Genomic DNA, 15,767 nt, shown 5'->3' with positions numbered 1-15,767 from the left:
GTTGCCAGACGTGGCTAGTCGTGGGAGATGAAGACGTTCTTGACGTCGGTGAACGAGTGCGGGGCGTCCGGGCCCAGCTCTCGGCCGATGCCGGACTGCTTGAACCCGCCGAACGGCGTCCAGTAGCGGACCGACGAGTGCGAGTTGACGCTCAGGGCGCCCGACTCGACGGCGCGGGAGACGCGCAGCGCCCGCCCGACGTCGCGGGTGTAGATCGAGCCCGACAGGCCGAACTCGGTGTCGTTGGCTAGCTGCACGGCCTGCGCCTCGTCGTCGAACGGCATCACCGCGACGACGGGCCCGAACACCTCGTCGCGCCAGATCCGCTGCTGCGGGTCGTCGGCGAGCACGACGGTGGGCGCGAACCAGAAGCCCGGACCGTCCGGGGCCGAGCCCGCGAACGCCACGTCGACCTCGTCGACGAAGCCCTTGACGGTGTCGCGCTGCCCGGCCGAGATCAGGGGTCCCATCTCGCTCGTGCGGTCCGACGGGTCGAGCACCTTGACGCCACGCACCGCCGGCTCCAGCAGCGACACGAACTCGTCGTACGCCGAACGCTCGACCAGGATTCGCGACCGCGCGCAGCAGTCCTGCCCGGCGTTGTCGAACACCGCGGAGGGCGCGGCCGCTGCGGCCTTGGCGAGATCGGCGTCGGCGAACACGATGTTGGCGCTCTTGCCGCCGAGCTCGAGCGTCACCCGCTTCACCTGGTCCGCGCAGCCGGCCATGATCTTCTTGCCCACCTCGGTCGACCCGGTGAAGCACACCTTGCGCACGGCGGGGTGCGTGACGAACCGTTCACCGACGACCGAGCCCTTGCCGGGGACGACCGTGAAGACCCCCTCCGGCAGCCCGGCCTCCCGACCGAGCTCACCGAGGCGGATCGCGGTCAGCGGGGTCAGCTCCGCGGGCTTGAGCACGACGGTGTTGCCGGCTGCGAGGGCGGGCGCGAAGCCCCAGCCGGCGATCGGCATCGGGAAGTTCCACGGGACGATGATCCCGACGACGCCGAGCGGCTCGTGGAACGTGACGTCGATGCCACCGGCAACCGGGATCTGGTGCCCGGTCAGCCGCTCCGGCGCGGCGGAGTAGTAGTTGAGGACGTCCCGGACGTTGCCGGCCTCCCAGGTCGCGTTGCCCCAGGTGTGGCCCGAGTTGCGCACCTCCAGCTCGGCGAGCTCGTCGACGTGCTCGTCGACCAGCTGGGCGAACCGGCGCAGCAACCGGGCCTTCTCGCCGGGCGCGACGTCGCGCCAGCGCGGGAACGCCTCAGCGGCTCGCGCGATCGCCGCGTCGGTCGCGGCGAGGTCCGCCATCTCGACCTCGACGACCGGCTGCTCTGTCGCCGGGTTCACGACGGTGTACGTGTTGCTCACTTCGGTTCCTTCGTCTCGGTACGTGGTTCCTAGAGCCGCTCGAAGCCGCGGCGCAGCTCCCAGTCGGTCACGGCGGCGTCGAACGCGGCGAGCTCGACGTCGGCCATGTTGGTGTAGTGGTTGACGACGTCGTCGCCGAAGACCTCGCGCGCGATCGCCGAGCCGGCCCACGCCTCACGCGCCTCGCGCAGAGTGGTGGGAACCTTGGGCTTGTCCGAGGCGTACGCGTTGCCCGTCTGCTCCGGCTCCAGCTCCAGCTCGTGCTCGATGCCGTACAGGCCTCCGGCGACCATGGCGGCCAGCGAGAGGTAGGGGTTGGTGTCGCCACCCGGCACCCGGTTCTCGAGCCGCGCCGACGGGCCGTGGCCCACCAGGCGCAACGCGCAGGTGCGGTTGTCGAGACCCCACGCGACGGTCGTCGGTGCGAACGAGCCGCCGGCGAACCGCTTGTAGGAGTTGATGTTGGGCGCGTACAGCAGCGTGAAGTCGCGCATCGTCGCGAGGATCCCGGCGATGAACCGGTCGTACGTCGGCGTGCGGCCACCCCGTCCGTCGTCCAGCTCGTCGTCCCAGAACGCGAGGCCGCCGTCGGTCGTGCGCAGCGAGAGGTGGATGTGGCACGAGTTGCCCTCGCGCTCGTTGTACTTCGCCATGAAGGTCAGCGCCTGGCCGTGCGCCGACGCGATCTCCTTGGCGGCGGTCTTGTAGACCGCGTGGTTGTCGGCGGTCACGAGCGCCTCGTCGTAGAGGAAGCCGATCTCGTGCTGGCCGAAGTTGCACTCCCCCTTGGCACCCTCGACGTTCATGCCCGCGGCGTACATCGAGTTGCGGATGTCGCGCAGCAGGGGCTCGACCCGCGTCGTGCCGATGATCGAGTAGTCGATGTTGTACTGGTTGGCCGGCGTCAGGTCGCTGTAGCCGCTCGACCACGCCTGCTCGTAGGTCGTGTCGAAGACGATGAACTCGAGCTCCGTGCCGGCCAGCGCCGTGAACCCCGCGTCGGCGGCCTTGGCCAGCTGCGCCTTGAGGATCGTGCGCGGCGACTGGACGACCGGCTGGTGGTCGAGCCACACCAGGTCGCACTGGATCATGACCGTCGCGGGCAGGTGCGTGAGGCGGCGGATCGTGTCGAAGTCGAGGGCGAACTCCATGTCGCCGTAGCCCTTGTCCCACGACGACATCTCGTAGCCGTCGACCGTGTTCATGTCGACGTCGACGCTCAGGAGGTAGTTGCAGCCCTCGGTCCCCTGCTCGACGACGAAGTCGAGGAAGTACTGGCCGTGCAGGCGCTTGCCCTGGAGGCGGCCCTGCATGTCGGTGAAGGCGACGACGACGGTGTCGACCTCGCCCTCCTCGATCTGCACGCGCAGCTGCTCGAGGCTCAGCAGGTTGGGGTGTCGCTGGGTCATCGACTCGTACCTCTCGTCGTGGGCAGGTTCACATGAGCCCCCGGAGCAGGGCTGCCGTGTCGTCGCAGTGGCTCTCCATGACCCGTCGCGCCTTGGCGGCGTCGCCGGCGAGGATCGCCTCGGCGATCGCGGCGTGCTGCTGGCGCGAGTGGTCGATGTTGCGGTCCAGCACGGGGATCGCGCCGAGCATCTCGTGCAGGCGGATCTGCACGTTCGTCACGGCGTCGATCAGCATCGGCGAGTCGGTCAGCGACGCGATCGCGAGGTGGAACTGCGAGTCGGCCTGACGGTGCACCGCGTTGCTCGAGGCGGTGCTGACCCGGTCGAGCGAGCCCCGGAGCATCTCGGCCTGGGCCAGGGTCAGGGTCCGCTGCGCGGCCTCGTGCGCGGCACCCGGCTCGACGATGCGGCGGAACGCCAACGCGTCGAGCAGCTCGTCGCGCGGTCGCTCGAGCTGGACCGAGGCGCCGGGCTCCTCGGGGCGGAAGTCGACGACGCTGCCGCCACCCCGTCCCCGGCGCGTGGTGAGGAGGCCTGCGTCGCGGAGCGCGCCGATGGCCTCGCGCAAGGTCGACCGCGACACGCTCATGCGCTCCGCGAGCTCACGCTCGGGCGGCAACGTGGTCCCGTCGGGATAGATGCCGAGCCGGATCGAGGTCGCCAGCATCTCGACGCACGACTCGAACGCGTGGTGCGCGCGCAAGGGCCTGAGCACGGCCGCGGCGAGGTCGTCCTGCGGGTCCGCGACGGCGTCGTCGGGTGCTGCCGTCATGCCGCCTCCGATCGCCCACCATAAGGTCTGATATCGAACCTTATCGGCCCGGCGAAGCGACTGTCTACGGCGTGGGCCTGATCCGCTCCCCCGCCGGATCCAGCAGCGGCTTGAGGCTGACGACGACCGGGACGCGGCGTCCGCCGACGTCGAGCTCGTAGTCGCCAGACCGTACGTACGCCGCGTCGGCGGTCGCCCCTGCGGGCGCGTGCACCCAGGCCAGACCCACACCGGCGCCCAACGTCGCGCCCCACGCACCGGAGGTGGCCTGGCCGGCGGCGACGCCGTCGCGGACGAGCAGCTCACCGCCCCACACCATGAGATCGGGATCGGCGAGGCGGAACGAGACGAGGCGCCGCGACGGACCGGCCGCCTTGGCCTCCTCGACGGCGGCGCGCCCCAGGAAGTCGACGTCGGTGCCCAGCTTGCACGTGAACGTCAACCCGGCCTCGACTGGATCGACCTCGGGGTTCAGCTCGCGGCCGAACGCCCGGTAGCCCTTCTCCAGGCGCATCGACTCGATCGCGTAGTAGCCCGCGTCGACCACGCCCAGGTCGCGACCTGCAGCCTTCAGGGCGTCGTACACCGCGAGCGCGTCGGCCGTGCGGACGTACAGCTCCCAACCGAGCTCGCCGACGTACGTGATCCGGGTGGCTCGCACGGTGCACCCGGCGAGCTCGACCTCACGGCTGGCACCGAAGGGGAACGCCCCTTCGGTGAGGTCGGCCTCGGTCAGCCGACCCAGCAGGTCCCGGGAGCGAGGACCCATGACACCGAGGACAGCGAGCAGGTCGGTGACGTCCTGCACCGTCGCCTCGAGGCCGGCCGGGATGTTGCGCCGCAGCCAGTCCTGGTCGCGCTCGGTCGTGGCCGAGCTCGCGACGAGGAGGAACTCGTCGCTCGCGACGCGGGTCACGGTCAGGTCGGACTCGTAGCCGCCCCGCTCGTTCAGCAGCGCCGTGTAGACCGTCTCGTCGGGCGCGACCGCGACGTCGTTGCTGCAGATCCACTGCAGGGCCGCCTCGGCGTCGGCGCCGTGCACGACGTACTTCGAGAACGACGACTGGTCGAAGACCGCCACCGCCTCACGGCACGCGCGCTGCTCGGCAGCGGACCACGGCAGCCAGTTCTGCCGGCCCCATGCGTAGCGGATCGCGGGATCGACGCCCGGCGGGGCGAAGAAGTTGGCCCGCTCCCAGCCCATCTTGCTGCCGAAGCCGGCGTTGGCCTCGGCCAGTCGCTCGTAGACCGGTGACGTCCGCAGCGGCCGGGCGGTGTCGTACTCGCGGTTGGGCCACGGCACGGCATAGTGCAGGCCGAGCACCTCCGTGACCCGAGCCCGCAGGTAGGCCTTGTCGTTCTGGAACGGCGCGAACCGCCGGATGTCGACCGCCAGCAGGTCGACCGTGGGCCGGCCCTCGAGCACCCACTCCGCGAGCGCTCGGCCGGCGCCCCCGGCCGAGGCGATGCCGACCGAGTTGAACCCGGCACCGACGAAGAACCCCCGCACGGACGGGGCCTCCCCGAGGATGAACTGGTTGTCGGGCGTGAAGCTCTCGGGACCGTTGTAGAACTTGCGGATGCCGGTGTCGTGCAGCGCGGGGATGCGCTCCAGCGCGCTGTCCATCAGCACCTGGAAGTGGTCCCAGTCCTCGTCCAGCAGCTGGAACTCGAACGGGTGCGGGATCTGGTCGGGGGCGACCCACGGCTTGGCCTCGGGCTCGAAGCCACCGACGACCAGCCCGCCGACCTCCTCCTTGAAGTACGTGTAGCCGTCCGGGTCGCGCAGGATCGGCAGGTCCGGGCGCACGCCGTCGATCTGGTCGGTCACGACGTAGAAGTGCTCCGCCGAGTGCAACGGGACCGCGACGCCGATCCGGGCGGCGAGGTGGTGCGCCCACTGGCCGGCGCAGTTGACGACGATCTCGGCCTCGACGTCGCCCTGGTCCGTACGCACGCCGGTCACCGCGCCGCCGGCGACGAGCACCTCGGTGACCCGCACGCGCTCGACGACGGTCGCGCCGCGCTGCCGCGCACCCCGGGCCAGCGCCTGGGTCAGGTCCGTCGGGTTGGCCGTGCCGTCACCCGGCAGCCAGATGCCGCCGAGCAGGTCGCTGGTCTGCAGCAGCGGATACCGCTCGCCCGCCTGCTCCGGCGTCAGCAGCTCGCACTCCAGGTCGTACGCCGCCGCGGTCGCGACGGTGCGACGCAGCTGCTCCATGCGGTCCTCGGTGCGGGCCACGGTGACCCCGCCGCACCGCTTGAAGCCCGAGCTCAGGCCGACCTCGGCCTCGAGCTGCTCGTAGAGCGACGCGCTGTACTGCACCAAGGTCGTGCCGGCCTGCGTCGCGCGGAGCTGGCCCACGAGGCCCGCGGCGTGCCAGGTCGTGCCGGACGACAGCCGGCCCTGCTCGAGGAGCACGACGTCCGCCTCGCCCGACTTGGTGAGGTGATAGGCGACGCTCGCACCGACGACGCCGCCGCCGATGATGACGATCCGCGCCCTGCTGGGGAGGGTCATCGCGCCGCCGTCTCGAGCCACGTCTCGAACCGCGGGTCGCGGAAGTCGCCGACGGCCTTGTCAAAGCGGTCCTGCCCCCAGCCGCGGAAGTCGAAGTCCTCCTCGTTCGTCGCGGCCTGGATGAATCCCCACAGGGCCCAGCCGTAGCGCGACACCGTCGCCTGGAGGCGGGTGCGCGCGATCAGCACGGGATCCTCGTGGCCGACGTACGCCGTGACCAGCTCGGTCAGGTGGTCGTCGTCGAGCTCGCACTCGGTCCACGTGTTGCCGAGCTCGAAGTAGGCGTCGTTGTTGCCGGCGTAGTCGTAGTCGATGAGCCAGATGCGCTCGCCGTCGTCGACGATGTTGCCGGCGAGGAGGTCGTTGTTGCACGGCACGGTCGGCAGGGGCCGCGACGCGAGCGCACCTTGGATCCGCAGGAACTCGCCGCCGTACGAGACGTAGTCGTCCGGGATCGCGAACCCGCGGTCGACGCACGTGCGCAGGTAGGTCGGCTGCCGCACGAACATGTCGAAGTCCGTCGAGAACCGCGGGCCTTGGTGGAGTCGGCGCATCGCCGTTGCCAGCCGCGGCAGCGTGCCGGGCACGCGCAGGTCCTCGTTGACGTAGCTGCGGCCGCCGAGGAAGCCGATCACGAGCAGCCCGAGGTCGGGGCGGTAGTCGACGAACGGCGCTCCGGCGCCCGACACCTCGGCGGCGCGGGTGTTGTAGGACTCCGCCTCTCGGTCGATGCCGAGCAGCGAGCTGTCGCTGCGGGCGAGGCGGACGACGTACTCGCCTCTCGGCGTCGTGACCTTGAGGTTCTGGTTGGTGAGGCCGCCCGAGAGCTCCTCGACGGTCCTCGGGGAGTCGGCGAGGACCGGCACCTGGTCGAACAGCGCCTCGAGGTCCACCATTCGGGCAGCCTATCGGCGAGGCATCTTAAGGTCTAGACACAACCTGTCAGCGATCAGTCGGTCGTGGTGTCGATGCTGATCCGCGTCCGGTCCGGGCGGTAGCGGTCGTACGCGAACTCGACGGGTTGTCCCGCCGCGGTCGAAGCCTGGCGCGTCACCAGCATCAACGCGGACCCGGCCTCGACCTCGAGCAGCTCGGCGTGCTCGGGCGTCGAGATCTCCGGCTCGAGCCACTCCTTGGCGTGGTGGGGCGAGAGGTCGTAGTGCTGCCGCATGAGCGCGTAGAGCGAGCCCGTGAGGCTCCGCTCCAGGAAGCCCGGGAACAGGTGGGCCGGCAGGTAGGTCTCCTCGAGCGCGAGGGGGACGCGGCGCGCCGAGCGTACGCGGACGACCTCGATGACGTCGCGCTGGCGCCCGAGCTCCAACGCCGCCGCCACCTCGGTCGTGGCCGGCACGATGCCGGCCCGCACGATCCGCGCACCGGCGCGCACGTTGGCCCGCCGCATCAGCTCGGTGAAGCCGGGCAGACCACTGAGGTCGACCTCGATCTTGGGCTCCCGGACGAAGTTGCCGCCCGAGCGGCCGCGTCGCCGCTCGATGTAGCCGCGCCCCTCCAGGGAGCCGAGCGCCTGGCGCAACGTCATCCGGCTGACGCCCAGCGAGGCCGCCAGCTCCTCCTCGGGGGGCAGCTTGTCATCGGCCCGGATGCGACCCGACGCGATGCGGTCGAGGAGCCACGACGCGATGCGGGCGTGTGAGGGACCGTCGCTCGTCGATGCCGAGAGGTCGGGCTTGTCGCCCAACGCCTCGTCATCGACCTGCAACGTCCTCACACGCCCGACCGTACCGCCGACGGCTAGTCCTTGAAGGCCTCGGTGACCGCCGTGTCGATCGTGTGCTTCGGACCCGTGAACCAGGAGCGGGCCGACGCGAACCACCAGATCGTCAGCGCCAGCAGCACGCCGCCGGTGAGCAGCGGTGCGTAGTTGACGAACTTCCAGGAGAAGTCCTCGTTCCACGGCGCCGCCCTGGGCGTGAACGGCAGGATGAAGTAGACGCAGATGATGGCGATCTCCGCGACCGCGATCAGGTTCATCCACTTGTACTTCGAGCCGTTGTTCCAGCTGCCGGGCTTGAACGCGTCGCCCATCCTCCAACGCAGGAAGATCGGGATCAGGAACGCCAGGTAGAGGCCGATGACCGCGACCGAGGTCACGGCGTAGAACGCGACCGGGACGATCAGAGGCTCCTCCTCCGTGCCCTGGTTCACCTCCACCAGCGCCGGCAGGGTGATGAGGGCACCGATGACCGCGACGAAGATGACGGCGTTGGCCGGGACCTTCGCGGCCGAGACCTTGGCCCACATCTTGGACCCGGGGATGGCGCCGTCACGGGCGAAGGCGAACGTCATCCGCGACGCGCTCGTCAGGCAGGCGATCGTGCAGAACAGCTGGCCAGCTGTCGAGACGGCCAGGATCATCACGTGCCAGCCCTGGGGCAGGGCTTGGCCGAAGATCACGTTCACGCCGCCGCCCCCCGCGGTGACAGCGTCGGAGTCCTGGACCGCGAACAGGAACGCGAGCAGCAGCAGCCAGCCGCCGATCGCGGAGTAGGCGATCGAGCGCCAGATGCCCTTGGCCGCGCCTTCGGCCGCACCCTGGGTCTCCTCGGAGAGGTGGGCCGAGGCGTCGAACCCGGTGATCGTGTACTGGGTCAGCAGGAAGCCCAGCGGCAGGACGAGGAACCAGTACGTCGATCCGCTCACCGACCCCTCGGCGTAGCCGGAGTTGTTGATCCGCTCGGTGAACATGTAGTCCAGCGACTGGTGCGTGTCCGGGATGATCAGCAGGACGGCGATGATGATCGCCACGCCGAGGACGTGCCACCAGACGGAGATGTTGTTGACGATCGCGAGCAGGTGCCCACTGAAGATGTTGAGCACCGCCGCGAGGGCCAGGATGACCACGAAGATCACGAACACCCGCTGCAGGCTGTAGCTGTCGGTGTAGCTCTCGCTCAGTGTCTGCAACGTCAGGTCGAAGAACGTCGCGCAGCCATAGGCCACCGACGCCGTCACCGCGAGCAGACCGATCAGGTTGAGCCAGCCCGTGAAGAAGCCGGCCGCCGGCCCGCCCATCTTGGACGCCCACCAGTAGATGCCGCCGGACGTCGGATAGGCCGACACCAGCTCGGACATCGTGAACCCGATGATGAGGATGAACAGGGAGATGATCGGCCAGCCCCACGAGATCGCGACCGGTCCGCCGTTGTTCCAGGCCTGGCCGAACGTCGTGAAGCAGCCGGCGAGGATCGAGATGATCGAGAAGGAGATCGCGAAGTTCGAGAAGCTCGACCAGCTGCGGTTGAGCTCCTGCTTGTAGCCGAGACTCGCGAGGTGCTTCTCGTCGTCGCTGAGGTGATCTGCCATGTGGTGCACCCAACTTTCAGTGAAGTTGGTGCATGCTAGCGCGGGCAAGAGGTATGAATCTAGACCTTTGATGGACCCAATTCACGCGTTCACACGACGGAAATCGCGGCGCAAAGAGCCAGTCTCAACTCGATCCGTCGCCCTCGTCAGGCGGGCGCTGCGCCCGCTTGAGCTCGTCCCGCTCGCCGCGCAGCCGTCTGACCTGGTTCTTGCGACGCTTCATCTGCATGCCCGTGCCGGTGATGACGAGGGCCAGCACGACCCCGCCGATCACCCCGCCGAGCGTGCCGGCCCGGAAGCCCGGCGCCTCGACGTCGAAGATGCGCTCGCCGGCGTGCGCCGCCTTGCTGTCGCCGGCCACGACCGCCAAGGTCAGCCAGTTGGGTGCGGCGAGGGCCAGCGCGACGACGGCGACGATGATGCGCCACGTCCAGCTGAAGAATCGCTTGCGGACCTGGAACAGCAGCAGGACCGGGACGAACGTGAACACGAAGCCGTAGAACAGGCCCCAGAGCGTGCCCTTCGTGAGGCTGTCGTTGACCTGGTCACCGACCCGGTGCGCCCACCACCGCGGGAAGAACGCCGCCGAGACCCGGAACCCGATGTAGGCCGCCGCGAGCAGCAGCACCGCCAGCACGATCCGCTTGACCCACGCACCGGGGGCGATGTCGGGCTGGTCCTGGATCCTCCGCTCGAGGTGGTCGTCCTCGTGCGGCTCGTTGGTCGCCGCCGACTCATCCTGGGTCATGGCCACATCATGGCACCGCGGACGACGCGCCGCGCGGCGTCAGAGGGCGTCGGCCATGGCCTGCCACTCGTCGGCGCCGACCACGCCGTCCTGCGTCAGGCCGGCCGAGGCCTGCAGCTTCTGCACCGCTGCACGGGTCACGCTGCTGAAGTAGCCGTTGCGATCGGCGGTCGGCAGGCCCAGCGCGGTCTGGACGTACAACGACGCCCGCCCGACGTAGCCGGACTTGATCGAGCTGTCGGCGTAGTGCGCGAGGCCGTAGGAGATCGCCTCGCTCCGCGTGACGCCGGCGAGCGCGTTGCTCGTCACGCTCGACGGACTCAGGGACGCCCAGGTCGGCTGGTCGAGCGCGCCGGACCAGGGGATGTCGTGGGCCGCCTGGTATCTCCGCACGGCGGTCCAGGTCGCGGCATCGAACCTCGACGTCCTGGGCACCCCGAGCAACGCCTGGGCCTTGGCCACGGTCGTCCCGGTACGCCCGTAGGCCCGGTCGCCGAGCGACGTCTTCTTGAGCAGTGCCGAGGTCGCCGGGCACGGGCCTGATCGCGGCGTGTTGGTGCGCGCGGCGTACGTCCCGGCGAACCGGACGCAGGGGCCGAGGTCGATCGTGCCGACCTCGCCGGTCCAGAACGAGGTGTTGCCTCGCGCACCGTTCCAGCTGAACGAGATGTGCACGTGATCGGTGTGTCCGGAGCTGGTCCGCCACCCGTCGGCGGCGCGATAGACGGCCCAGATCTTCTTGTTGTAGATGATGTACATGATCCCGAGGCGGCGGGCGTTGCGACCGTTGTTGGCGGTGGCCCAGCCGATGAAGTTGGCCGCGGCAGCCCGCTCGCTCGTGTCTCCGACGTCCACCATCCAGTCCCACGCCCGTCCCTCGCTGTGCTCCGACACCCCCTCGGTGCAGCCGCGGGCGATCCCCCCGGCGCCGCCCTCGCCGTACGTCTTGAGCACGAGGTCCCGGAGCTTCACGACACCGGGCATGGCGATCGGGCTGCACGACACCTGCGGGAGGTAGGGCGAGGCCGGGTCGACACCTGCCGGCAGAGCGACAGGAGCCGCCGGGCCCTTGGGGCTCGACGGCAACGTGATCGGCGGAGTGCCCGCCGAGGCCGGCGACGCCAGGAGCGCCGCCAGCGCGACGAACGAGGCGGATGCCGCCAGGAACCTGCGCATGGTCTCCCCCCTCGGTGTCCGAGACCCGTGTTCCATCATGCGCGGCATCCGCCCCATCTGTCACTCAAACCCCGGAATCCTGCCGTGCCGGTGCGAGCACGCCCACGACGACCGCGGTGACGGCCACGACGACGGCAGCGATGAGCAGCGCCCCGCCGATGCCGTCGACGAACGCCTGCTGCGCCGCCGACACGAGCTGCTGCCCGGCGGACCCGAGCTCGCTCACGTGCGGGGACTGGGTGAACGCGATCGAGCTCTGCGCACCTTCCGCGACCTCCGGCGGGAGTCCCTGCACGGCCTCGGTCATGCCCTCGCGGTACTTCTGGTTGAGGACGCTGCCGAGGATCGCGATGCCGAACGCGCTGCCCAGCTCGCGGGCCGTGTCGTTGACGGCCGACGCGACACCCTGCTTGCTCTCGGGAAGCGACTCGGTGATCGCAGTGGTCGACGGCGTGCCGGCCAGGCCCATGCCTGCTGCGAACAGCACCAGGCCGAGGGCGAACGACCAGTACGTCATCTCGGTGCCGACCTGCGAGATCACGACGAGCCCGGCGGCCGTGAGCGCCAGCCCGAGCGGGGCGATCCGCTTGAAGCCGACCTTGTGGGCGATGCGCGGCGCGTTGCGGGCCAACGGGATCATGACCAGCGGCAGCGGCAGCAACGCCACGGCGGCACCGAGTGGTGACCGGGCGACGACGAACTGCAGGTACTGGATCACCACGAAGAACAGGCCAAACGTCGCGAAGAACTGCACCATGACCGTCAGCGAACCGGCACTGAAGGCCCGGTTGCGGAACAGGCGCGGGTCGAGCATCGGCTGGACGACGCGCAGCTCCCAGAGCACGAACGCCACGAGGGCGACGATCCCGACCGACAGCGCGGCGACCGTGAGGCTGTCGCCCCAGCCGCGCTCCGGACCCTCGATGATCCCGAAGACCGAGCCGGCGACCGCGACGAGCGACAGCAGCGCACCCACGAGGTCCAGCCGGGGCGGGTCCGCGTCGACCGAGCTCGGCACGACGAGGATCGTCCCCAGCAGCGCGAGACCGGCGAGCACGACGTTGAGGCCGAAGAACGAGCTCCACGAGAAGAACTCGAGCAGGAGGCCGCTGCCGAACAGGCCGAGGACGGCACCGCCGCCGGCCATGCCGACCCACACGCCGACCGCCTTCGCGCGTTGCTCGACGGGGAACGAGGTCGTGATGATCGACAACGTCGTCGGCATGATCGCCGCTGCGCCGATGCCCATCATGGCTCGCAGGGCGATCAGCTGAGCGGGATCGCTCGTGAGCATGCCGAGCCCGGCCGCGATGCCGAACACCGCGAGCCCTCCGGCGAGCAGCTCGCGCCGCCCGAACCGGTCGCCCAGAGCGCCGGCGAACAGCAGGAGCCCCGCGAACACGACGGTGTAGGCGTCGACGATCCAGGTGATCTGGGTCTGGGTGGCGCCGGTCTCCCGGGCCAGGTCGGGCAGGGCGACGTTCAGGCCGCTCACCGCCGAGACGACGGTCATCAGCGCGAGCGAGACGACCGCGAGGACCGGACCCGTGCGGATGCGGGCTCCGTCCTGGGCTTTCGTGGTGGACATGATGATCTCCTCAATTAATTCTACGTTTGATGAATTATTATTCATCGCCTGTTGAATTGTCAAGACGCAGCACGATCCCGCCCTGCCCGGACGACCGAGTAGGTTCGTCGTGTGCGTATCGCGACCTGGAACGTCAACTCCATCCGCAGCCGCATCGACCGGGTCACCGGCTGGCTCGAGCGCAACGACGTCGACGTGCTCGCGATCCAGGAGACCAAGTGCCGCGAGGACCAGTTCCCGGGCCTCGAGCTGGCCGCGATGGGCTACGAGTACGCCCACGTCGGCCTCAACCAGTGGAACGGCGTCGCGCTGCTCTCCCGGGTCGGGCTCGACGACGTCGCGACGTCGTTCGCCGACGACCAGCCGATGTTCGGCGAGCCGCAGGTCGTGGAGGCGCGGTCGATCGGAGCGACGTGCGGCGGCGTACGCGTGTGGAGCCTCTACGTGCCCAACGGCCGTACGGTCGACGACCCGCACTACGTCTACAAGCTCGCCTGGCTCGAGCGGCTCAGGCAGGCGTCGATCGAGTGGCTCGCCGAGAACCCTGAGGGCGAGATCGCGCTGACCGGCGACTGGAACGTCGCGCCGCAGGACGAGGACGTGTGGGACATGACCGCGTTCGAGGGCCACACCCACGTGTCCGGGCCCGAGCGCGAGGCGTTCCAAGCGATCCTCGACGCCGGCTACGCCGACGTCGTCCGCCCGCACACGCCGGGCGAGTTCACCTATTGGGACTACCAGCAGCTGGCCTTCCCCAAGCGCCGCGGGCTGCGCATCGACTTCATCCTGGCGTCAGAGAAGCTCGCGGCGCGGGTGGACCGTGCGTGGATCGACCGCGAGGAGCGCAAGGGCAAGGGCGCCAGCGACCACGCCCCCGTCGTGATCGAGGTCGCCTGACCATGCGGACCGGCATACGTACGACGGCCCGCCGGGTGCGGGACCGGCTGCGGCGACGGACCCGTGAGCGCCATCCCGAGCGGCTCCGACCGCTGGTTCCGGAGCTGGCGGCAGCCGTCGCGGGCGACAGGATCGGCCGCAGCCGCTCCCTGCTCGACCGAGCACTCGCGACCACCGACCCCAGCGGGGTCGACCTCGACGTGCTGCTGGCCGCCGGGTTCACCGCAGACGTCGCGCACGAGATGCGTCGGGTCGCGGGCTACGTCCGGGAGCACGGTGACCGCGCGAGGCGGACGAGCACGTCGCAGTTCCACCGCCTGCCGTCGCTCGTCGAGGCCCTCGACGGTCCGGCCGACGAGCTGGAGCAGCGACTCGACGCGTGGGCGGAGTCGTCCGATGATCGCGTCCTGGCGTTCAAGGTGGCGCTCGCCATGAAGCTGTCACCCGCGCTCGTGCTGCTCTCGCCCCACGTCACCCCGGCGGACCTCACGGTGCCGCAGCTGTCACGGGCCGCCCTCGCGCTGTGGCGCGCCGGAGCCAACGACCGCGGCCTCGACCTGGCCCGCGCGGTCCCGCCCGGTGACACCGCCTCGGCGCGCCGGGCTCGCATGGTGACCGGCGAGCACGAGTCGTTCGCGCTGATGGAGTCGGGCTGGACCGTGCCTCCGCGGCTCGACGCCCCGGCCCACGAGCCGCGGACCGGTTCGGTGCTGCACGTCCTGCACAACTCGCTGCCCTACCGGCGTACCGGCGCGGCCAACCGCACGCAGGGCCTGTTGTCCGGGCTGGTGCGCGAGGGCTACGCGATCACCGGGGTCACCCCGCCCGGGTTCCCCTTCGACGACCTCACGGGCGAGGCCGCCAAGGCCGTCGTCGACCGGCACGAGATCGACGGTGTCGTCTACCAGCACCTGCTCAACGGCGGCGTCGTCCAGCCCCGGTTCCCCGTGCAGGAGTTCGTCGCGGCCTACTCCGCCGGCATCCTCGAGCACGCCCGGGCCGAGTCGGCGGCGCTGATCCACGCGGCCAGCAACTCCTACAACGCCCTCTCGGCCCTGACCGCCGCACGGGAGCTCGGCGTGCCCGCGATCTACGAGGTGCGAGGGCTCTACGAGGAGGTGCGCAGGTCCAAGAACCCCGCGCACGCCCTCACCAAGCAGTACGCGTTCGCGAGCCACCTCGAGACCTTGGCGGCGACCGAGGCCGACCACGTCATCGCGATCACCGACGGGCTCAAGGACACCCTCGTCGAGCGCGGGGTCCCGGCGGAGTCGATCACGGTCGTGCCCAACGGCGTCGACACCCAGCGCTTCCGGCCCATCCCCCGAGACGAGGAGCTGGCCCGCCGGCTCGGCCTCGACGGCAAGGTCGTGATCGGCTACCTCGGGTCGCTCAACTGGTACGAGGGGCACGAGCTGCTCTTCGAGGCGTTCGCGACCCTGCACGAGCGCCACCCCGACGTACGCCTGCTGGTCGTCGGGTCGGGTGCTCGGCTCGCCACCTTGCAACGGCTTCGCACCCGGCTGGGCCTCGAGGACGAGATCCTCATGCCCGGCAGCGTGCCGTTCGAGGAGATCGAGTCCTACTACTCCATCGTCGACGTCGCTCCCATCACCCGGCTGTCGTCGCCGGTGACCGAGTCGGTCTCACCGCTCAAGCCCTTCGAGGCCATGGCGATGGGCAAGGCCGTGGTGTCGTCGGACGTCGCGATCATGACCGAGATCGTGGACGACGACCGCACCGGACTGCTGTTCCGCAAGGGTGAGGTCGACTCCCTCGTGCAGGTCCTGGATCGCCTCGTCGCCGACCCCGAGCTGCGTGCGCGGCTGGGCGAGCAGGCACGTGACTGGGTCGTCGCCGAGCGCGACTGGAGGATCCTCGCCGCACGGGTCGCGGGGGTCTACCGGGACCTCGGGATCGAGCCCGGTCCGGTCGCCGAGCGCGTGTAGCATCGTG

Annotated in this window: 12 protein-coding genes; 2 read left to right on the top strand and 10 right to left on the bottom strand. The window is 70.1% G+C overall.

Annotation, left to right across the window (positions count from 1 at the left end; genetic code table 11):
• Positions 1-14: 14 nt before the first annotated feature.
• The 10 genes from AB0N22_RS15295 to AB0N22_RS15250 all read right to left on the bottom strand — a co-directional run bounded on the left by AB0N22_RS15295 (position 15) and on the right by AB0N22_RS15250 (position 12,914).
• Positions 15-1,376, bottom strand: coding sequence for an aldehyde dehydrogenase family protein (locus AB0N22_RS15295; protein ID WP_364641952.1), 1,362 nt, complete (start codon positions 1,374-1,376; stop codon positions 15-17).
• Positions 1,377-1,405: 29 nt separating this feature from the next.
• Entirely contained in the window at positions 1,406-2,785 is a 1,380-nt protein-coding gene (locus AB0N22_RS15290) for a glutamine synthetase family protein (protein ID WP_364641949.1), read from the bottom strand.
• Between the two features lie 28 nt (positions 2,786-2,813).
• Entirely contained in the window at positions 2,814-3,557 is a 744-nt protein-coding gene (locus AB0N22_RS15285; protein ID WP_364641946.1) for an FCD domain-containing protein, read from the bottom strand.
• A gap of 64 nt (positions 3,558-3,621) precedes the next feature.
• Positions 3,622-6,078, bottom strand: a complete 2,457-nt coding sequence (locus tag AB0N22_RS15280; protein WP_364641943.1) for an FAD-dependent oxidoreductase — start codon at positions 6,076-6,078, stop codon at positions 3,622-3,624.
• A complete protein-coding gene (locus AB0N22_RS15275; protein WP_364641941.1) occupies positions 6,075-6,974 on the bottom strand; it encodes a phosphotransferase in 900 nt (299 codons plus the stop codon). The genes AB0N22_RS15280 and AB0N22_RS15275 overlap by 4 nt, the downstream gene beginning before the upstream one ends.
• 53 nt (positions 6,975-7,027) lie before the next feature.
• The gene (locus AB0N22_RS15270) at positions 7,028-7,807 is read right to left on the bottom strand and encodes a GntR family transcriptional regulator (RefSeq protein WP_364641938.1); all 780 of its coding nucleotides are present in this window, start codon (positions 7,805-7,807) and stop codon (positions 7,028-7,030) included.
• Positions 7,808-7,830: 23 nt separating this feature from the next.
• Complete coding sequence (locus AB0N22_RS15265) at positions 7,831-9,402, bottom strand: amino acid permease (protein WP_364641935.1); 1,572 nt, start codon at positions 9,400-9,402, stop codon at positions 7,831-7,833.
• Positions 9,403-9,526: 124 nt separating this feature from the next.
• Positions 9,527-10,150 carry a hypothetical protein gene (locus AB0N22_RS15260; protein WP_364641932.1) on the bottom strand — a complete coding sequence of 208 codons (624 nt, stop codon included), beginning with the start codon at positions 10,148-10,150 and terminating at the stop codon, positions 9,527-9,529.
• A gap of 39 nt (positions 10,151-10,189) precedes the next feature.
• Entirely contained in the window at positions 10,190-11,326 is a 1,137-nt protein-coding gene (locus AB0N22_RS15255; protein WP_364641929.1) for a peptidoglycan-binding domain-containing protein, read from the bottom strand.
• A gap of 64 nt (positions 11,327-11,390) precedes the next feature.
• Entirely contained in the window at positions 11,391-12,914 is a 1,524-nt protein-coding gene (locus AB0N22_RS15250; RefSeq protein WP_364641926.1) for an MFS transporter, read from the bottom strand.
• Between the two features lie 111 nt (positions 12,915-13,025).
• Between AB0N22_RS15250 and AB0N22_RS15245 the strand changes: the two genes are divergently transcribed.
• On the top strand, positions 13,026-13,811 hold the full coding sequence (locus AB0N22_RS15245) for an exodeoxyribonuclease III (protein ID WP_364641923.1): 786 nt from the start codon (positions 13,026-13,028) through the stop codon (positions 13,809-13,811).
• A 2-nt stretch (positions 13,812-13,813) separates the two neighbouring features.
• Positions 13,814-15,760 carry a glycosyltransferase family 4 protein gene (locus AB0N22_RS15240; protein ID WP_364641920.1) on the top strand — a complete coding sequence of 649 codons (1,947 nt, stop codon included), beginning with the start codon at positions 13,814-13,816 and terminating at the stop codon, positions 15,758-15,760.
• The last annotated feature ends 7 nt before the right edge of the window (positions 15,761-15,767 follow it).

This window comes from Aeromicrobium sp. NPDC092404, from assembly GCF_040684095.1.
In the GTDB taxonomy this organism is placed as follows: Bacteria; Actinomycetota; Actinomycetes; order Propionibacteriales; family Nocardioidaceae; genus Aeromicrobium.
Note: the sequence above shows the minus strand (reverse complement) of the source record. Positions and strands in the feature narration are given on the sequence as shown.